The sequence below is a fragment of the Streptomyces sp. cmx-4-9 genome (genome assembly GCF_046548835.1).
GTDB lineage: Bacteria > Actinomycetota > Actinomycetes > Streptomycetales > Streptomycetaceae > Streptomyces.
This window is the reverse complement of sequence record NZ_JAEBEE010000001.1, coordinates 892,285-909,780: the sequence shown is the minus strand read 5'-3', so window position 1 is coordinate 909,780 and position 17,496 is coordinate 892,285. Positions and strand designations below refer to the sequence as shown.

General features: G+C 72.7%; 16 protein-coding genes and 1 pseudogene. 7 read left to right on the top strand and 10 right to left on the bottom strand.

What is annotated here, in order from left to right:
• Positions 1-6: 6 nt before the first annotated feature.
• A pseudogene (locus ACLJTM_RS04250) lies at positions 7-1,485 on the top strand (glycoside hydrolase family 3 protein); the annotation flags it as partial.
• A gap of 40 nt (positions 1,486-1,525) precedes the next feature.
• On the opposite strand, the gene nagB reads toward ACLJTM_RS04250, so the two are convergent.
• Positions 1,526-2,311, bottom strand: a complete 786-nt coding sequence (gene nagB, locus ACLJTM_RS04245) for a glucosamine-6-phosphate deaminase (RefSeq protein ID WP_411101953.1) — start codon at positions 2,309-2,311, stop codon at positions 1,526-1,528.
• 800 nt (positions 2,312-3,111) lie between these two features.
• On the opposite strand from nagB, the gene ACLJTM_RS04240 reads away from it, so the two are divergent.
• Entirely contained in the window at positions 3,112-4,581 is a 1,470-nt protein-coding gene (locus ACLJTM_RS04240) for a sensor histidine kinase (protein WP_411102277.1), read from the top strand.
• 182 nt (positions 4,582-4,763) lie between these two features.
• Here ACLJTM_RS04240 and ACLJTM_RS04235 read toward each other — a convergent pair whose 3' ends face one another.
• Positions 4,764-5,021, bottom strand: coding sequence for a WhiB family transcriptional regulator (locus tag ACLJTM_RS04235; RefSeq protein ID WP_003953983.1), 258 nt, complete (start codon positions 5,019-5,021; stop codon positions 4,764-4,766).
• A 320-nt stretch (positions 5,022-5,341) separates the two neighbouring features.
• Entirely contained in the window at positions 5,342-6,307 is a 966-nt protein-coding gene (locus tag ACLJTM_RS04230) for a diacylglycerol/lipid kinase family protein (RefSeq protein WP_411101952.1), read from the bottom strand.
• An 83-nt stretch (positions 6,308-6,390) separates the two neighbouring features.
• On the opposite strand from ACLJTM_RS04230, the gene ACLJTM_RS04225 reads away from it, so the two are divergent.
• The gene (locus ACLJTM_RS04225) at positions 6,391-6,834 is read left to right on the top strand and encodes a hypothetical protein (protein WP_411101951.1); all 444 of its coding nucleotides are present in this window, start codon (positions 6,391-6,393) and stop codon (positions 6,832-6,834) included.
• Between the two features lie 33 nt (positions 6,835-6,867).
• On the opposite strand, the gene ACLJTM_RS04220 is transcribed toward ACLJTM_RS04225, so the two are convergent.
• The 3 genes from ACLJTM_RS04220 to ACLJTM_RS04210 form a co-directional block, all read right to left on the bottom strand.
• Positions 6,868-7,881, bottom strand: a complete 1,014-nt coding sequence (locus ACLJTM_RS04220; RefSeq protein WP_411102276.1) for an RNA polymerase sigma factor SigF — start codon at positions 7,879-7,881, stop codon at positions 6,868-6,870.
• An 11-nt stretch (positions 7,882-7,892) separates the two neighbouring features.
• On the bottom strand, positions 7,893-8,306 hold the full coding sequence (locus ACLJTM_RS04215) for an anti-sigma regulatory factor (RefSeq protein ID WP_411101950.1): 414 nt from the start codon (positions 8,304-8,306) through the stop codon (positions 7,893-7,895).
• 213 nt (positions 8,307-8,519) lie between these two features.
• On the bottom strand, positions 8,520-8,780 hold the full coding sequence (locus ACLJTM_RS04210; RefSeq protein WP_411101949.1) for a UBP-type zinc finger domain-containing protein: 261 nt from the start codon (positions 8,778-8,780) through the stop codon (positions 8,520-8,522).
• A 53-nt stretch (positions 8,781-8,833) separates the two neighbouring features.
• On the opposite strand from ACLJTM_RS04210, the gene ACLJTM_RS04205 reads away from it, so the two are divergent.
• Complete coding sequence (locus ACLJTM_RS04205) at positions 8,834-10,414, top strand: Na+/H+ antiporter (protein WP_411101948.1); 1,581 nt, start codon at positions 8,834-8,836, stop codon at positions 10,412-10,414.
• Here ACLJTM_RS04205 and ACLJTM_RS04200 read toward each other — a convergent pair.
• From ACLJTM_RS04200 to ACLJTM_RS04185, 4 genes are all read right to left on the bottom strand, one after another.
• A complete protein-coding gene (locus tag ACLJTM_RS04200; protein WP_411101947.1) occupies positions 10,411-11,349 on the bottom strand; it encodes a 1-aminocyclopropane-1-carboxylate deaminase/D-cysteine desulfhydrase in 939 nt (312 codons plus the stop codon). The genes ACLJTM_RS04205 and ACLJTM_RS04200 overlap by 4 nt on opposite strands.
• A gap of 100 nt (positions 11,350-11,449) precedes the next feature.
• Positions 11,450-12,040 carry an N-acetylmuramoyl-L-alanine amidase gene (locus ACLJTM_RS04195; protein WP_411101946.1) on the bottom strand — a complete coding sequence of 197 codons (591 nt, stop codon included), beginning with the start codon at positions 12,038-12,040 and terminating at the stop codon, positions 11,450-11,452.
• Between the two features lie 155 nt (positions 12,041-12,195).
• A complete protein-coding gene (locus tag ACLJTM_RS04190; protein WP_411101945.1) occupies positions 12,196-13,392 on the bottom strand; it encodes a globin domain-containing protein in 1,197 nt (398 codons plus the stop codon).
• A 179-nt stretch (positions 13,393-13,571) separates the two neighbouring features.
• A complete protein-coding gene (locus tag ACLJTM_RS04185; RefSeq protein ID WP_411101944.1) occupies positions 13,572-14,036 on the bottom strand; it encodes an RrF2 family transcriptional regulator in 465 nt (154 codons plus the stop codon).
• Between the two features lie 220 nt (positions 14,037-14,256).
• Between ACLJTM_RS04185 and ACLJTM_RS04180 the strand changes: the two genes are divergently transcribed.
• The 3 genes from ACLJTM_RS04180 to ACLJTM_RS04170 all read left to right on the top strand — a co-directional run bounded on the left by ACLJTM_RS04180 (position 14,257) and on the right by ACLJTM_RS04170 (position 17,463).
• Positions 14,257-15,663: a family 2B encapsulin nanocompartment shell protein gene (locus ACLJTM_RS04180; protein WP_411101943.1), complete on the top strand. Its 1,407-nt coding sequence runs from the start codon at positions 14,257-14,259 to the stop codon at positions 15,661-15,663.
• A 38-nt stretch (positions 15,664-15,701) separates the two neighbouring features.
• Complete coding sequence (locus tag ACLJTM_RS04175; RefSeq protein ID WP_411102275.1) at positions 15,702-16,751, top strand: family 2 encapsulin nanocompartment cargo protein polyprenyl transferase; 1,050 nt, start codon at positions 15,702-15,704, stop codon at positions 16,749-16,751.
• Between the two features lie 118 nt (positions 16,752-16,869).
• Complete coding sequence (locus tag ACLJTM_RS04170) at positions 16,870-17,463, top strand: GNAT family N-acetyltransferase (protein WP_411101942.1); 594 nt, start codon at positions 16,870-16,872, stop codon at positions 17,461-17,463.
• Positions 17,464-17,496: the final 33 nt, after the last annotated feature.

Genomic DNA, 17,496 nt, shown 5'->3' with positions numbered 1-17,496 from the left:
GCCGTCATGACTGTCCTCGCGCACCGCACCGACACCGTGACCCGTGACGCGCTCGCCGTGCTCCAGCCCGGCTTCGAGGGCACCACCGCCCCCGCCTGGGTGCTCCGCCTGGTCGGCGAGGGCCTCACCTCCGTCGGCCTCTTCGGCCGCAACATCGCCTCGGCCGAGCAGCTCGCCGCGCTGACCGCTCAGCTGCGCGCCGAGCGGGACGACGTCCTCGTCGCCATCGACGAGGAGGGCGGCGACGTCACCCGCCTGGAGGTCCGGGACGGCTCGTCCTTCCCCGGCAACCTGGCGCTCGGCGCCGTGGACGACACCGCCCTGACCCGCGAGGTCGCCCGCGAGCTGGGCCGCCGGCTCGCCGAGTGCGGGGTCAACCTCAACTGGGCCCCTTCCGCGGACGTCAACTCCAACCCCGACAACCCGGTCATCGGCGTACGGTCCTTCGGCGCCGACACGACCCTGGCCGCCCGGCACACCGCCGCGTACGTCGAGGGCCTCCAGGCGGCCGGCGTCGCCGCGTGCACCAAGCACTTCCCGGGCCACGGCGACACCAACGTCGACTCCCACCACGCGATGCCCCGCATCGACGCGGACCTGGACGTCCTCCAGTCCCGCGAGCTGGTCCCGTTCCGGGCGGCCGTCGAGGCCGGCACCAAGGCCGTGATGAGCGCGCACATCCTGGTGCCCGCCCTCGACCCGACCCGCCCGGCCACGCTCAGCCCGCAGATCCTGACCGGTCTGCTGCGCAAGGAGCTGGGCTACGAGGGCCTGATCGTCACCGACGGCATGGAGATGAACGCCATCGCCGGGACCTACGGGATCGAGCGCGGCTCGGTGCTGGCCATCGCGGCCGGCGCGGACGCCATCTGCGTCGGCGGCGGACTCGCCGACGAAGCCACCGTCCTGAGCCTGCGCGACGCGCTGGTCGAGGCCGTCCGCGAGGGCGCCCTGCCCCAGGAGCGGCTGGCCGACGCGGCCGCCCGGGTCCGCGCCCTGGCCGACTGGACCCGCCGGGTGCGGCCGGACGCGCAGCCGGAGGGGAGCGGCGCGTCCGGCATCGGCCTGACGGCCGCCCGCCGGGCCCTCGCCGTCACCGGACGTGCGACCCCGGTCGCCGCGCCCTACGTCGCCACCCTCGCCCCCGTCGCGAACATCGCGGTGGGCGACGAAACCCCGTGGGGGGTGGCCGGCGAACTGGCCGAGCTGGTCCCCGCGACCGCCTCCGCGGTGTACGCGGAGGGGGCCACGGCCGCGGAGGTCCTGGCCGCGGCCGGCAGCCGCACCGTCGTCGCGGTCGTCCGCGACGCCCACCGCCACCCGTGGATGACGGCGGTGCTGGACGCCCTGGTCGAGGCCCGCCCCGACACGGTCGTGGTCGAGATGGGCCTGCCGCGCGCCGAGCCCCGGGGGGCCCTGCACATCGCGACGCACGGCGCGGCCCGGGTCTGCGGCCGGGCGGCGGCGGAGGTCATCGCGGGCGTCCGAGCCGTCTCTTTCGACCCGGCGTACCGGCGGTCGGTGCCTACACGCCCTGCCAGGCGGGCTTGTTGGCGTAGGCGTGGCGGAAGTAGTCCGCCAGTTTCAGCTTCGAGGCGGCCGCCTCGTCCACGACCACGGTCGCGTGCGGGTGCAGCTGGAGCGCGGAGGCCGGGACCAGGGCGGACAGCGGCCCCTCCACGGTCTGCGCGACGGCCTCGGCCTTGCCCTCACCGGTGGCCAGCAGGACCAGGTGGCGGGCGTCGAGGATGGTGCCGATGCCCTGGGTGATGACGTGGTGGGGCACCTGCTCCAGGTCGTCGTCGAAGAAGCGCGCGTTGTCCACGCGGGTCTGCTCCGTGAGCGTCTTGATGCGGGTGCGGGAGGCCAGGGAGGAGCACGGCTCGTTGAAGCCGATGTGCCCGTCCGTGCCGATCCCCAGCAGCTGGAGGTCGACCCCGCCGGCTTCCGCCAGCGCCCGGTCGTAGGCCTCGCAGGCGCCGACGAGGTCCTCGGCGGAGCCGTCGGGGCCCATGAAGGAGGCCTCCGCCAGTCCGAGGGGCTCGACGACCTCGCGGAGCACCACGGCGCGGTAGGACTCGGGGTGCCCGGCGGGCAGGCCGACGTACTCGTCGAGCTGGCAGATCCGGGCCCGGGAGACGTCGACCCGGCCGACGGCGACCTGGGCGGCGAGGGCCTCGTAGACGGGCAGGGGAGTAGAGCCGGTCGCCACGCCGAGCAGGGCGTCGGGCTTGCGGCGGACCAGGGCGGCCATGGCCTCCGCGATGAGCTCGCCGCCTGCCTTGGCGTCCGGGACGATGACAACTTCCACGCGGTGCCTGCCGATCTGGAGTGGTGGTGTGGTATAGACCAATCTAGCAGAGCCTGCCGTCTCCGGGAGGGTTCCCGGCGCCCTTCCATGGTGGTCCCGATCCGGGTGCGCGGCCTGCGGGCGGGGGGCCCGTCGGGCCCGGAGGGCGCGGGGCGCGGCCTTGTACGGGGCGGGGCGGTCCGGGGGCCCGCGGGGTGCCGGGGAGGCCGCTCCGTCCTGCCTGCCGGGCGGCTGCGGGGCCGGTGCGCGGGACGGGGCGGCGCGGGGCGGGCGGTGCGCGACAGGGGTGCACGACGGGCGGCTTGCGACGGGCGCGGCGAGAGCGACGCGGGGCCGGTGCGCGCTGCGCGGGGCCGGGAGCGGAAGGGGAGTGTGCCGCGGGCCGTGCCGGCCCGGACGGCGGGGGAGGGGTGGGGCCCGGGGTGGCGGTCCGGCCCCTGCATGCCCGCCCGCACGTTCCTCTGGGCCACGGTGCAGGACGGGACCCTCAGCCCATCCGGCACCGTAGCCCGGAGTACTTTCGGCCGTCGGGTGTGCGGTTCCCGGCGGCCGTCTGGGAGGTGCCTGCGCGATCAGGGCAGAGCGCGCGGCTTACCTCGATCCGTCCTCCTGTGCGGGGAGGGCGGAAGCTTTGCTCAATTGTGGACTAGACCAATCTGTTCTGTCCATCCAATGACGGAGCCTGCGCTCCCGTCGCTTCCTCCAACACTACGCGGCCCCTGCCCCTCCTGGATACTCCTTGGTATTCGCGTGGGGAAAGTCATGCGCCGTACCCGGGGTACGCTCGCAGCGTGCCCTCCATGAACGACCTCGTCCGCCAGCACACCGCTCTCAGTGAAACCGAACTGGAGTGGCTCCACCTGCTGGTCTCGGAGTGGCAACTGCTCTCCGACCTCTCCTTCGCCGACCTCGTGCTGTGGGTGCCCACCCTCGACGGCACCCGGTACGTCTCGGTCGCCCAGATGCGCCCCAACACCGGCCCCACCTCGTACCAGGACGACATGGTCGGACACCTGGTGCCCCGCGGCCGCCGCCCGCTGCTCGACGCCGCGCTCGACGAGGGCCGGATCGTGCGCGAGGGCGACCCGGAGTGGCGCGAGGAGGTACCGGTGCGCGTCGAGTCGATCCCGGTGCGGCGCGAGGGCCGGGTGCTCGGCGTCATCGCCCGCAACACCAACCTGCTCACTGTGCGTACACCCAGCCGCCTGGAGCTGACCTACCTCCAGTCCGCCTCCGACCTGGCCCAGATGATCGCCGCGGGCTCCTTCCCCTTCCCGGGCCAGCAGGTGGACATGGACGCCTCGCCGCGGGTGGGCGACGGCCTGATCCGCCTCGACGCCGACGGCGTGGTCACCTACGCCTCGCCGAACGCGCTGTCCGCCTACCACCGGCTCGGCCTCGCCTCCGACCTGGTGGGCCAACACCTGGGGAGCGCCACCACCGAACTCGCCCCCTCCCGGGGCCCGGTGGACGAGGCGCTGGTCAAGCTCGCCAGCGGCTGGGCCCCCCGGGAGACCGAAGTCGAGGGCAACGGCGGGGTCATCCAACTGCGCGCCATCCCGCTCAAGCCCAAGGGGGTCCGGATCGGGTCCCTGGTGCTCTGCCGCGACGTCACGGAACTGCGCCGTCGCGAACGCGAACTCATCACCAAGGACGCGACCATCCGGGAGATCCACCACCGGGTGAAGAACAACCTCCAGACGGTGGCCGCCCTCTTGCGGCTCCAGGCCCGCCGAATGGATTCGGAGACCGGCCGCGAAGCGCTCAACGAGGCCGTCCGCCGGGTGGGTTCGATCGCGATCGTGCACGAGACGCTGTCTCAGAACCTCGACGAGCGGGTCGAGTTCGACGAGATCGCCGACCGGGTGATCGCGATGGTCTCCGAGATCTCCCCCGGCAAGGTGGACTGCCGGCGCACCGGGCGCTTCGGAATCCTGGACGCGGAGGTCGCCACCCCGCTGTCGATGGTGCTGACCGAGATCCTGCAGAACGCCCTGGAGCACGCCTTCACCCAGGGGGAGGGCGGCGCCGTGGAGGTGTCCGCGACCCGTACCGGCACCGGCCGCGCGGACGCCCGACTGATGATCACGGTGCTCGACGACGGCTGCGGACTGCCCGAGGGCTTCGACCCGCAGCGGGCCGGCAACCTCGGGCTGCAGATCGTACGGACCCTGGTGGAGGGGGAGCTCGGCGGCTCCTTCGACATGGTCCGAGCCCGGCCGCGCGGGACCAAGGTGGTCCTCGACATACCGGTCAGCCCGCAGAAGTGACCCGGGGGGCCATCCCTCCGCTCACGCAGGGTGAGCGGTAGGTGCCCCGGACAGCACTGAACCCCGGACCTGAGGGCCACCCCCGGCGATTGCTGGGGAGGACCCCAATCCGGGGTTCAAGAGCACGTTGCCAAGCGCTGATATGAGGTACTACGCGCTGCGTCGAGGCTCGAAAGTCGTGGTCAGGCGCTGGCGTTGCGCGCCCGGTTGCGAGCGGCGCGGCGCTTCATCGCGCGGCGCTCGTCCTCGCTGAGACCGCCCCAGACACCGGAGTCCTGACCGGACTCGAGCGCCCACTGCAGGCACTGCTCCATGACGGGGCAGCGGCGGCAGACGGCCTTGGCTTCCTCGATCTGCAGCAGCGCAGGACCGGTGTTGCCGATGGGGAAGAAGAGTTCCGGGTCTTCCTCACGACAAACGGCGTTGTGACGCCAGTCCATGGCTGCTCCATCTCCTTGTATTGCGGGCAGGTTGCTTGTGAATGTGAACGCTTTCACGAATCCCCCCGTGAGGGAAGGGCGACCGCCCAGTTTCCTGGTGGTGGTCCGTGATTCGTGGAGGGGTTCTGGCGCTCTGTGTGGGTGCCGGGTTCTGCGGGCTGTCCCGATCGCCATGTAGAGATTCGCAAACCTCGGACGGGGATACAACCCCTTCCGGAAAGTTTTTTTTGATTCGTCGGTGTCGACTAGGTCACAGCCCTACTTCCTAGGGGTGGACCCACGTGTAAACGTTCGAGTGAAAGGACTTTGGGCCCTTCCACTCACACAATCACACGCAGTGCCCGCCGTACGCCTGTGAACCGAACGCTGGTGCGCAGTCCGAGGTGGTCGCCGTCCATCTGGAAGGGAAGCGGAACCTTCGAATGCAAGGTGAAGTCGGTCAAATCATGGAGAGACACCGCGTGCTTGCCGTGCGGGCCGCGCTCAGGAGTCGAGGTCAGCAGCTGTGTCGCGTACCGCGCGACCGCCGGAGTTGACAAACGGTTGAGGGCCAATACGTCAAGCGCAGTATCGAACGACGCCTCCGGGGAGGCGTACAGCGGACGATTGCCCAGATACGTCCACGGTGAGGTGTTGCACACTATCGACAGCGCCAGGTCCGTCACCGGATCCGCGCCGGGCCGCTCCAGGGTGACCACCCCGTGCCGGCGGTTCGGGTCGTCCCAGAACTGGCGCACGAGCTGTCGTACATACAGGGCATGCGTCGAACGCTTGCCCCTTTCGCGCTGCTGTTCGACCCGCCCCACCACGCCCGCGTCGAAGCCGAAGCCTGCGCAGAAGGTGAACCAGCGCGCCGGGACCGACTCGTCCTCCGTGCCCGGGGTGCCCGCCGCCAGACCCAGGCCCACCGTCCGCTCGCGCTGCTCGCGCAGCGCGTCCAGCAGGGCTCCGGTCGCCTCGACCGCGTCATTGGGCAGGCCCAGCGCCCGCGCGAACACATTGGTGGAACCGCCCGGCACCACGGCCAGCCGGGGCAGCCGCTCCGGATCCGGCCCGTCGTGCAGCAGTCCGTTGACCACCTCGTTGACCGTGCCGTCGCCGCCCAGGGCCACCACCAGGTCGAGTCCCTCGTGCGCGGCCCTGCGGCCCAGGTCCCGTGCGTGCCCGCGGTACTCGGTGGTCACCGCCTCCAGCTTCATCTCGCTGGCCAGGGCATGGACGAGGACGTCGCGCGTACGCGCACTGGTGGTCGTCGCTGCTGGATTGGCCACGAGAAGTGCACGCATGAGCGCCAGACTACCCACCCCTCCGCGCGCCGACCCTACTGCCCGTCCCCTCCGGGTCCCGGGCGGGCGGTTAGGCTGCCGGGGTGAGTGAGAAGCAGACCCCGAAGGCCCCCGCCCCCGAAGCAGCCCGGGCCGTGGCGCTGCCCCGCCGGCTGACCGCCGCCGCCGTGGTCACCGCCCTGCAGGGACTGGCGCTCGCCGGCCTCGGTGTCCATGTGCTGGTCGAGGGCCTCACCGGCGACCCCGACTCCGTACGCCAGGCCGAGACCGGCGGGATCACCCTGCTCGCCCTCGCCGCGCTGCCGCTGGTCGCCGCCCGCGGGCTGCGCCTGGGCCGCCGCTGGAGCCGGGGCCCGGCGCTGATCACCCAGCTGATGGCGCTGCCGGTGGCCTGGACCCTCTTCCGCTCCGGCGGGGCGATGACCGCCGCCGCCGTCGCGCTGGCCCTGTCCGCGGTGGCCGTCGGCGCACTGCTGGTGAACCCGACGGCCACCGAGGCCCTGGGCATCGGGCCGGCCGACTCCTGAGGACCGGACCGCCCGGCGCCGCCGGGCGGAGGGTCACTCCTCGACCAGGAGCTTCTCGCGGAGCTGGGCCAGGGTGCGGGCCAGCAGGCGCGAGACGTGCATCTGGGAGATGCCGACCTCCTGGGCGATCTGCGACTGGGTCATGTTGCCGAAGAAGCGGAGCAGCAGAATCCGCTTCTCTCGCGGCGGCAGCCCCTCCAGGAGCGGCTTGAGGGACTCCCGGTACTCGACGCCCTCCAGGGCCTCGTCCTCCGCGCCCAGGGTGTCCGCAACCGCCGGCGACTCGTCGTCGGTGTCCGGGACGTCCAGCGAGAGCGTGCTGTAGGCATTGGCCGATTCCAGCCCCTCCAGCACCTCCTCCTCGGAGATCCCGAGCCGCTCCGCGAGCTCGTGCACCGTGGGCGAGCGGCCGTGCTGCTGTGACAGCTCCGCCGTGGCCGTGGTCAGCGAGAGCCGCAGCTCCTGCAGCCGGCGCGGCACCCGAACCGCCCAGCCCTTGTCGCGGAAGTGCCGCTTGATCTCGCCGACGACCGTGGGAGTGGCGTAGGTGGAGAACTCCACCCCGCGGTCCGGGTCGAACCGGTCCACCGACTTGATCAGGCCGATGGTCGCGACCTGCGTCAGATCGTCCAGCGGCTCCCCGCGATTGCGGAACCGCCGGGCCAGGTGCTCGACCAGCGGCAGGTGCATCCGTACGAGGCGGTTGCGGAGCTCGGCCTTCTCCACCGAGCCGTCGGGCAGCGCCCGCAGCTCGATGAACAGGGCCCGCGCGCCGCTGCGGTCGCGCGGATCCGGCAACGGCGCGGACACCGGGAACACCGGCAGCGCGGTCGCGGCCGCACCGGCCGCCTCCTCGGCCGGTGGGGCCGGCGGCTGGGGTTGTTCGTGCTGGTTCTCGCTCACAGGGCCCGCCCGTCGCTCCGCCGAGTCCAAAAAGCCGTCTTCCGCATCCGCGTCAGCCGGGTGCGGCCGGGCGTGCTGCTGCTCCGGGATGCCGCCGTCGACCTCGTGCCGTACCCGGGGCCGATCCCCGCCCCGCACCGGGATCTCCCCGCCGCTCACGCCGGTCCTGGTCCCGCGCCGCGCTGTTTGTGGAGACTGATGCTCACCGTCCGGTCCTCCTCGACGGTCGACTCGACCTTGCCGGCCAGCGCCGACAGCACGGTCCAGGCGAACGTGTCGCGTTCCGGTGCACGGCCGTCCGTCGTGGGCGCCGAGACGGTCACCTCCAGCGAATCGTCCACCAGCCGGAAGACGCAGCTGAGGACGGAGCCCGGCACGGCCTGCTGGAGCAGGATCGCGCAGGCCTCGTCCACCGCGATGCGGAGGTCCTCGATCTCGTCGAGAGTGAAGTCCAAACGTGCCGCGAGGCCGGCCGTGGCCGTCCGCAGCACCGACAGGTAGGCACCCGCAGCGGGCAGCCGGACTTCCACGAAGTCCTGGGTCCCGGGCTCGCCTGCGATCTGGGACACCCTCACCTCCAAGGTGGTACGAGCTCTGTTCGCCGGTGACGCTATCGCGATCCGGGCGATCGTGTCGCGGCACCCCCTCATGGCGCCCGTTCGGAGCGCCTGACCGGCCGGATCCTCCCCGGTGACTGATGGTAAGCCCACGGGTGCGCACAGTGGCTAGAGGTCGGCGGGCCCAAATCAGGGGAACCGGCGGAGGGTTGACCTACCCCCGGCTCACACGATCGAACCGTCGACAAAGCACCAGCGCCAGGTCTCGCCCGGCTCGAAGCTGCGCATCACCGGATGACCGGTCTCCCGGTAGTGCGCGGTGGCGTGCTTCAGGGGAGAAGAGTCGCAGCAGGCCACGTACCCGCACCCGAGGCAGAGCCGCAACTGGACGGGATGGCTGCCCACCTCCAGACATTGCGGGCAAGTCCGATCAAGCGGGATGGGCTCGGGGCGCGGCAGTTCGGCAACGTGGGTGCACTCGCTCATGATGACGAGCGTACGACGCGGGGGCGGGCGCACGACGGAGGAGGATGGCTTCGATGGAGGTATTGACGCTGGTCGGGCTGGTGGCCGGCAGCGCGGCCGTGGCCGGCCTGGCGCGCCGCACACCGGTGCCCGCGCCGCTGCTGCTGGTCGCGGCCGGCCTGGCCGCGGCGTACGTCCCGGGCGTGCCGACGTACGTCCTCGACCCGCACATCGTGCTGCCGCTGCTGCTCCCGCCGCTGCTGCACACGGCCGCCGTGGACAGCTCGTACCTGGACCTGCGGGCGAACATGAGGGCGATCGGGCTGCTGTCGGTGGGCTACGTGCTCTTCGCGACCCTCGCCGTCGGCTACGCGGCGTACCTGCTGGTCCCCGGCCTGTCGCTGCCCGTGGCCCTGGTCCTCGGCGCCGTGATCGCGCCGCCTGACGCGGTGGCCGCCACCGCGATCGCCCGCAAGCTCGGCCTGCCGAACCGGATGACGACCATCCTCCAGGGGGAGTCCCTGGTCAACGACGCGACCGCGATCACCGCGTACAAGGTGGCGCTGGCGGCCGCCGTCGGGGTGGGGGCGGGCTGGGCGGACGGCATCGCGGAGTTCCTGCTGGCCTCGGTGGGCGGGGTCGGGGTGGGCCTGCTGCTGATGGTGCCGATCCACCACCTGCGCACGCGCCTGAAGGAGCCGCTGCTGCAGAACACCCTCTCGCTGCTGATCCCCTTCGTGGCGTACGCGGCGGCCGAGCGGGTGCACGCCTCCGGCGTCCTGGCCGTGGTCGTGGTGGCGCTCTACATCGGCCACCGGAACTGGCAGGTCGACTTCGCCACCCGGCTCCAGGAGGAGGCGGTGTGGCGGATGGTCGCCTTCATCCTGGAGTCGGTGGTCTTCGCGCTGATCGGGCTCCAACTGCCGGTCGTGCTCAAGGGCCTGGGGGAGTACGAGGGCGCGGTCGCCGCCTGGTACGCGGTCGCGGTCTTCGTCACCGTGGTCCTGGCCCGCTTCCTGTGGGTGTTCCCCGCGACCTTCGTGCCGCGCTGGCTCTCCGCACGCATCCGCAGTCGGGAACCGGAGACCGACTGGCGGGCCCCGGCGATCGTGGGCTGGGCGGGCATGCGCGGCGTGGTCTCGCTGGCCATCGCCTTCTCCGTGCCGATTTCGGTGCCGCACCGCAATCTGATCCTCTTCCTGACCTTCACCACCGTCATCGGCACCCTGGTGGTGCAGGGACTGACCCTGCCGGCGCTGATCCGGGCCCTGAAGCTGCCGCCGCGGGACGTGCACGCCGAGACCCTGGCGGAGGCGCAGGCGCAGAGCGAGGCCTCGCAGGCGGCGGAGGAGCGCCTCACCGAACTCCTGGCGGACCCGCAGAACAGCCTGCCGCCGCCGCTGACGGACCGGCTGCGCACCGTCATGGAGCGCCGCCGCAACGCGGTGTGGGAACGGCTGGGCGAGGTCAACCCAATGACCGGCGAGTCCGCCGACGACGTCTACCGGCGGCTGTCCCGCGAGATGATCGCGGCCGAACGCGAGGTCTTCGTCTCGCTGCGCGACCGGCGCCGCATCGACGACGAGATGCTGCGGGCCCTGCTGCGCAGGCTCGACCTGGAAGAGGCGGCGGCCTACCGGGAGGAGGCGGGCTAGTGCCCGGGGCTCCGTGCCGGCGGGGCTTGCGGGCGGCCCGTGACGACCGCGGCCAGGGCGGTGCCCGCAGGGAAGGCGCCCGAGCGGGCGAGGGCGGCCAGGGCCCACAGGAGCTTCGCCACGTAGATCCGCTCCACCGGGAGGCCGTGGCGCTCCTCGAAGTCCGCGGCGAAGGCCTCCAGCGGAGCGGGCACGCGGCCGTAGCCGCCGTGGTGGAAGTCCTCCGCGAGGCTCCACTCGCCGGCCGGGCCGCCGAAGGCCAAGTCCTGGAGGGAACGTATCTCCGGGCCCAGGAAGCCGCCTGCGAGGACCGGCACCCCGAGGGCACGCTGGCCGGGGGCGAGGCCGGCCGCCACGCCCGCCAGGGTGCCGCCCGTACCGCAGGCCGCCGCCACCACGTCGGCGGCCCCGCGCAGCTCGCGCCCCAGCTCCGCGCAGCCCCGTACGGCGAGGGCGTTGCTGCCGCCCTCGGGGACGAGGTACGCCTCGGGGCAGCCCGCCCCGGCCAGCAACCGGGCCAGCGTCGGCGGCTCGGCCTTGCGGCGGTAGTCGGAGCGGGACACAAAGTGCAGCCGCATCCCGTCCTCGGCGCACCGGGCGAGGGAGTCGTTCAGGGGCCGCCCGGCCAGTTCCTCGCCCCGCACGACGCCCACCGTCTGCAGCCCGAGCAGCCGGCCGGCCGCGGCGGTGGCCCGCAGGTGGTTGGAGTAGGCCCCGCCGAAGGTGACGATCCGCCCGTGCCCGGCGGCCACCGCGGCCCGAAGGTTCGGCGCGAGCTTGCGCCACTTGTTCCCCGGCAGCACCGGATGCACCAGGTCGTCCCGCTTGAGCAGCAGGCGGACGCCGTGACGCTCGAACCTGTCGTCACGGATCTCCTGCAACGGGGACGGCGGGCGCGGCTGCAAGAGCACGTCAACGTTCGCGGGGCGGTTCACTCGTCCATTGTGGAGCGCTCCTGCCCGCGCCGTCGCACGTCAGAGCCCCCGGTCCGCCGTCCCGGCGAGGGAGGCGGCGGACGGGCCGGGTGGCAGGGCGTTACTTGAGGTGGGCCGTGATGCGCTCGCGCATCGAGGCCATCGTGAAGCCCTTCGGGTCGATCTTGCCCGGCTGCCATTCCAGGTGGCCGATGACCGAGCGGGAGGTCCAGCCGTGGGCCCGGCACAGGGCCGCCGCCGCGCGGGCCATCGCGTCGAGCTGCACGGCGGGCCACGGGTCGCGGCCGTCGCCGAGGTTCTCGCACTCGAAGCCGTAGAAGTGCCGGTTGCCGTCCACCTCCGCCCGGTCGTCCGGGGGGAGCCGCTTCTCGGCGATCACCGCCCGCAGGACGTCGGCGTCGCCGGAGCCCGCGTGGTTGGCGCGGCCGTGGCCGACGAGGTGGACCCGGCCGTCCTTGGTGATCACGCCGTGGCAGAGCGGGCCGGGCAGGGCGGCGTCGCCGTCGCGGCAGAGGGCGACCGTGGATGCGGCGCCGTGCGTGACGGTGTGGTGCAGCATCACGCCGTGCACCGGGCCCCACGGGCCCTTGTGGTTGCGGTTGTGGGTGCGCCAGGCGCCGACCTCGACGACGGTGAGGCCCGCGTCCCGCAATGCCTTGATAAAGCGGTCCGCGGACAGGGGTGCGGCCATGGCCGCCTCCTTCGGTGCGGTGCGAGGAACACCCTGTGTGTTCGACTCCTTACGCTCCGGTGTAGTGGAGGGGAGCCTTCCGCCGCTAGGGCATTCGCACGCCGAGCGATCCGATCCGGACATGCGGGGGGGTGCGGCGGCCGGGAAGGGCCGGGTCAGGCCGAGGCCAGCCACAGGTCGGGGCCGAAGACCTCGTAGTGGATGTCGGCGGCCCGCACCCCCTTGGCCAGGAGCTGCGCGCGGACGGACCGCATGAAGGGCAGCGGACCGCAGAGGTAGGCCACGGTGCCCGCCGGGACCGGGACGGCCGCAAGGTCGAGCAGGCCCTCCCCGTCACCCGGCTCCGCGTCCTCCTCGTACCAGAAGCGGGCCGAGGCGTCGGCGAGCTTGTGGGTCAGGGCGCGGTGGTCGCCGCGCAGGGCGTGGTCCGCGGGGGAGCGGTCGGCGTGCAGGACCGTCACCGGGGCGCCGTGCCCGCTGTCGGCCAGGTGCGCCAGCATCGCCAGCATCGGGGTGCAGCCGATGCCGGCCGAGGCGAGCAGCACCGGTGCGGTGGTGTCCCGCAGGGTGAGGTCGCCGTACGGGGCGGAGACGCGCAGGGTGTCGCCGGCGCGGACGTGGGCGTGGAGGTGGCCGGACACCTCGCCGTCGGGGCCGCCGGCCGCCGGTCCGTGCACCCGCTTGACGGTGATCGCGCGGGTGTCGGAGCCGGGGGCGCCCACCAGGCTGTACTGCCGTATCTGGCGGGCTCCGTCGGCCAGTTCCACCTGTACGGAGACGTACTGGCCGGGCAGGTGGGCCGGCGGCGCGGCGCCGTCGGCCGGGGTGAGGTGGAAGGTGGCGCAGTCGGCGGTCTCCGCCACCCGGCCGGTGACGGTCCACTCGCGCCACACGTTCCCGGCGGCGATGCGGTGCTGCTCGTACAGGCGCTCCTCGATGGCGGTCAGGGCGTTGGCCATGAGCCAGTAGACCTCGTCCCAGGCTGCGGCGACCTCGGGGGTGACCGCCTCGCCGAGGGTCTCGGCGATGGCTGCGAAGAGGTACCGGTGGACGACCGCGTACTGCTCGCGCGTGACGCCGAGGGAGGCGTGCTTGTGGGCGATGCGGTGCAGCATCACGTCCGGGCGGGTGTCCGGGTCGGCGACGAGGTGGGTCGCGAAGGCCGCGATGGAACCGGCGAGGGCCTGCTTCTGCAGGCCCGCGTTCTGGTTGCCGCGGTTGAACAGGTCGCGGAGCAGCTCGGGGTGGGCCGCGAAGAGCTTCGCGTAGAAGAGTTCGGTGATCTCGCCGATCGCTGCTCCGACGGCGGGCAGGGTGGCTCGTACGGTGGCCGTCGACGTCTCGGAAAGCATCGGGACTCCTCGCGTGGGTGCTGACTGAACTGGTATCTGGTATCTGGAATGCGTATTCAACGGCGACGATGACGGCGAGAGGGAAGGCCCTCGGCGTACGGACATCCGTTCGGATGCCGCTCCTCGGTCGGCCGCCCGGACCGCGGTGCCGGTGGAAACCGGCCAGGGAGGTCGGTCCGTCAGGGCCCCTGGGCCCCGCGCGGCGGGCCGCCCGAGATGCCCAGCAGCAGAGGCCCGGTCGGGGCCGCCACCAGGTCGTCCACCGTCAGCGGGTCCAGCGAGGCGAAGAAGGCCTCCTGGGCCCGGCGGAGCGCGCCGCGCAGGATGCAGGCACCCCGCAGCGGGCAGGGGGCGGCCCCCTCGCACTCCACGACGTCGCCCGCGCCCTCCAGGCCGCGGACCAGCCCGCCCACCGAGGCGGCCCGGCCTGCGGCGGTGAGGGCCAGCCCCCCGCCGCGGCCGCGCCGCGCCTCGACCAGGCCGAGGTGCTGCAGCCGCGCGACCACCTTGGCCGTGTGCGTGTACGGGACCTCCAGGGTCGCCGCGACCGCACGGGTCGTGGGGAGGTCCGCCGCGCCGGCGTCCGTGACGGCCAGCCGCATCAGGACGCGCAGCGCCAGGTCCGTGAATCGGGTCAGCCGCATGGGGGGCAGCGTAGAAAACTTGCATCTGCTTGCAAGTTTCCTCCGCTTCCGTGGATGGCTGGAAATCGCGGGCTTCCGGGGGCGTGCGGCGCGAAGCAGGGCGGAGAGAGTGCCCCGCCCCCGGACGGAGTAGTCCCACTCTTTTGTGTAATGGTCCCACCACGCTGCGTGCTGGAAAGGTGCATCCCGCAGATCCATGGAGTGATCGAAAGGGAAATACATGTCGGTCCAGGCAGGTTCCGAGTCCGAGGCCCAGACTCCGCAGCGCAGTCTCGGGACCTCGGCAGCGCGGAACTTGGCAACCACGACCAAATCCGCGCCGCAGATGCAGGAGATCACCTCCCGGTGGCTCCTGAAGATGCTCCCGTGGGTCTCGGTCCAGGGCGGCACCTACCGCGTCAACCGCCGGCTGAGCTACTCGGTCGGCGACGGACGCGTGGAGTTCATCAAGACCGGGACCCAGGTCCAGGTGATCCCGGCCGAGCTCGGCGAGCTCCCGCTGCTGCGCTCGTACGAGGACCTCGAGGTGCTCGGCGAACTCGCCCAGCGGTGCCGCCAGATCGACTTCGAGGCGGGCCAGGAGCTCACCTCCTTCGGCAGCCCCTCCGACCAGGTCTTCCTGCTCGCCCACGGCCGCGTCGACCAGATCGGGCCGGGTCCCTACGGGGACGACGCCGTCCTGCAGACGGTCGCCGACGGCACCTACTTCGGCGAGGACTCCCTCGTCGACGAGGAGGCGATCTGGGAGTACACCGCCCGCGCCGCCACCTCCGGCACCGCACTCGTCCTGTCGCGCCAGGACTTCCAGCTCCTCGCCGACCGGGTCGACTCGCTCCGCGAGCACGTGGAGCAGGTGCGGTCCCAGCCCGCCCAGCGCACCAACAAGTACGGGGAGGCCGCCATCGACCTCTCCGCCGGCCACCAGGGCGAGGCCGTCCTGCCCGGCACCTTCGTGGACTACGAGGCCCACCCCCGCGAGTACGAACTCTCCATTGCGCAAACGGTCCTGCGGGTGCACACCCGCGTCGCCGACCTGTACAACCAGCCGATGAACCAGACCGAGCAGCAGTTGCGGCTCACGGTCGAGGCGCTGCGCGAGCGCCAGGAGTTCGAGATGCTGAACAACCGCGAGTTCGGCCTGCTCCACAACGCCGACTACGACCAGCGCATCCAGCCCCACGACGGCGCCCCCAGCCCCGACGACATGGACCAGCTGCTGAGCATGCGGCGCGGCTCCAAGTTCTTCCTCGCGCACCCCAAGGCGATCGCCGCCTTCGGCCGCGAGTGCAACCGGCGCGGCCTCTACCCGGAGTCGGTGGAGTTCGGCGGCAGCCGCCTGCCGTCCTGGCGCGGCGTGCCCATCTTCCCGAGCAGCAAGATCCCGATCAGCGACGCCCGCACCACGTCCATCCTCTGCATGCGCACGGGCGAGGAAGAGCAGGGCGTCATCGGCCTGCACCAGCCGGGCATCCCGGACGAGATCGAACCGAGCATGTCGGTCCGCTTCATGGGGATCAGCGAGCAGGCGATCATCTCGTACCTGGTCACCGCCTACTTCTCCGCCGCGGTGCTGGTGCCGGACGCGCTCGGCGTCCTGGAGAACGTCGAGATCGGCCGCTGGCGCTGAGGCGGCCGGCCGACGGACACGGGGGGCACGTGAGCACGATGGCGACCACCGAGGCGATCACCACCGGCGAGGGCCAGGAGGCAGCGGCCCTGCTGGAACGCACCAGGGAGGCGGTCAACCCGGAACTGCGCCGGACCGTCGAGAGCCTGCCCGGGCTCATGCGGCGCGTGGCGATGTACCACTTCGGCTGGGAGCAGGCGGACGGCAGTCCCGCGGACGGCAGCACCGGGAAGGCCGTCCGGCCCGCCCTGGTGCTCGCGGCGGCCCAGGCCCTCCAGGGGCCGGCGGGCCGTCCCGAAGAGGCCGTACGGGCGGCCGTGGCCGTGGAGCTGGCGCACAACTTCACGCTGCTGCACGACGACGTCATCGACAAGGACGTCCGCCGGCGCGGCCGGGCCACGGCCTGGACGGTGTTCGGGACACCGGACGCGATCATCACCGGCGACGCCATGATGGCACTGGCCCTGGGCGTCCTCGCTCAGGACCCGCACCCCGCCGCGGGCCCCGCCGCCGCCCGGCTCACGGCCTGCGTCATCGAGCTGTGCGCGGGGCAGCAGGCCGACTGCGCCTTCGAGCAGCGCGCCCACGTCCCCCTCGACGAATGCCTGACCATGGCCATGGCCAAGACCGGCGCCCTCCTGGGCTGCGCGTGCGCACTGGGCGCGCTCTACGCGGGGGCGGGCCCCGACGAGGTCGACGCCATGGACGCCTTCGGCCGGGAGGCCGGCCTGGCCTTCCAGCTGATCGACGACCTGATCGGCATCTGGGGGGACCCGGGGCACACCGGCAAGCCCGCCGGGGCCGATCTGATCGCCCGCAAGAAGTCCCTCCCCGTCGTGGCGGCCCTGACCTCGGGCACCGCGGCCGGGGAGGAGCTGGCCGCCCTGTACGCGGGCCCCATGACCGGGGCGGACGTGGCGGCGGCCGCCGCGGCGGTGGACCGGGCCGGCGGGCGCGACTGGGCACAGGCTCACGCCGCGGACCGGATGGGCCGGGCGGTGCAGCAGCTGTCCCGGGCCGTCCCGGACCTCGCGGCGGCGGGCGGACTGCTGGCGCTGGCCGAATTCGTCACGCGGCGCACCCGGTAGGCGGGGTGCGCGAGGCCCGTTCCGGTACCCCCATGGTGCCGGAACGGGCCTTACGCCGTCTCGGGGCCAACTCTAGGATCACTCACGGTTGTTGACACGCGAGTGAAGGGTGTGCCCAGTGGCTCTGGAGATACGTCAGGCGGACCGGTCGGACCGGGACGCGGTGGCCCGGCTGCTCGACGAGGCCTTCCGCACCGACCCGGTGAGCTGCTGGGTCTTCCCGGACCCGGAGCACCGCGCCGCCGTGCACGGCGCCTTCCTCGGCGTCTTCGTGGACGTGGCCCTCGCCGAGGGCCGCATCGACTACGCGGCCGACGGCTCGGCGGCCGCCCTGTGGCTGCGGATACCGGCCGGGGAGCCGGAGGGCGAGGACGAGGTCCCCGCGAGGATGCGGGCCGTGGCCGACCCCGACAACGAGCGCTGCGAGCTGGTCGGCCGTCTGACCGGGGCCGTGCACCCGACGGCGGAGGAGCACGAGTACCTGCTGATGATCGCGGTCGCCCCGGGCCGGCAGGGCGAGGGCCTCGGCACCGAGCTGATCCGTCCGGTGCTGGAGCGCTGCGACCGCGAGTCCGTGCCCGCGTACCTGGAGGCGAGCAGCGAGCGCAGCAGGCGGTTGTACGAGCGGCTCGGCTGGGAGTTCACGGGCGAGGCGGTGCGCCTACCGGACGGCCCGCTCATGTGGCCGATGTGGCGCAAGCCGCGGGGCTGAGCCGGGGCTGAGCCGTGGCCGAGCCGATGGCTG

Excerpts from the sequence above, each read along its gene's own strand:
- ACLJTM_RS04180 (WP_411101943.1), top strand. The coding sequence starts at position 14,257 with ATGTCGGTCCAGGCAGGTTCCGAGTCCGAGGCCCAGACTCCGCAGCGC.
- ACLJTM_RS04190 (WP_411101945.1), bottom strand. The coding sequence starts at position 13,392 with ATGCTTTCCGAGACGTCGACGGCCACCGTACGAGCCACCCTGCCCGCC.
- ACLJTM_RS04230 (WP_411101952.1), bottom strand. The coding sequence starts at position 6,307 with ATGCGTGCACTTCTCGTGGCCAATCCAGCAGCGACGACCACCAGTGCG.
- ACLJTM_RS04240 (WP_411102277.1), top strand. The coding sequence starts at position 3,112 with ATGAACGACCTCGTCCGCCAGCACACCGCTCTCAGTGAAACCGAACTG.
- ACLJTM_RS04235 (WP_003953983.1), bottom strand. The coding sequence starts at position 5,021 with ATGGACTGGCGTCACAACGCCGTTTGTCGTGAGGAAGACCCGGAACTC.
- ACLJTM_RS04195 (WP_411101946.1), bottom strand. The coding sequence starts at position 12,040 with ATGGCCGCACCCCTGTCCGCGGACCGCTTTATCAAGGCATTGCGGGAC.
- ACLJTM_RS04205 (WP_411101948.1), top strand. The coding sequence starts at position 8,834 with ATGGAGGTATTGACGCTGGTCGGGCTGGTGGCCGGCAGCGCGGCCGTG.
- ACLJTM_RS04175 (WP_411102275.1), top strand. The coding sequence starts at position 15,702 with ATGGCGACCACCGAGGCGATCACCACCGGCGAGGGCCAGGAGGCAGCG.
- ACLJTM_RS04210 (WP_411101949.1), bottom strand. The coding sequence starts at position 8,780 with ATGAGCGAGTGCACCCACGTTGCCGAACTGCCGCGCCCCGAGCCCATC.
- ACLJTM_RS04185 (WP_411101944.1), bottom strand. The coding sequence starts at position 14,036 with ATGCGGCTGACCCGATTCACGGACCTGGCGCTGCGCGTCCTGATGCGG.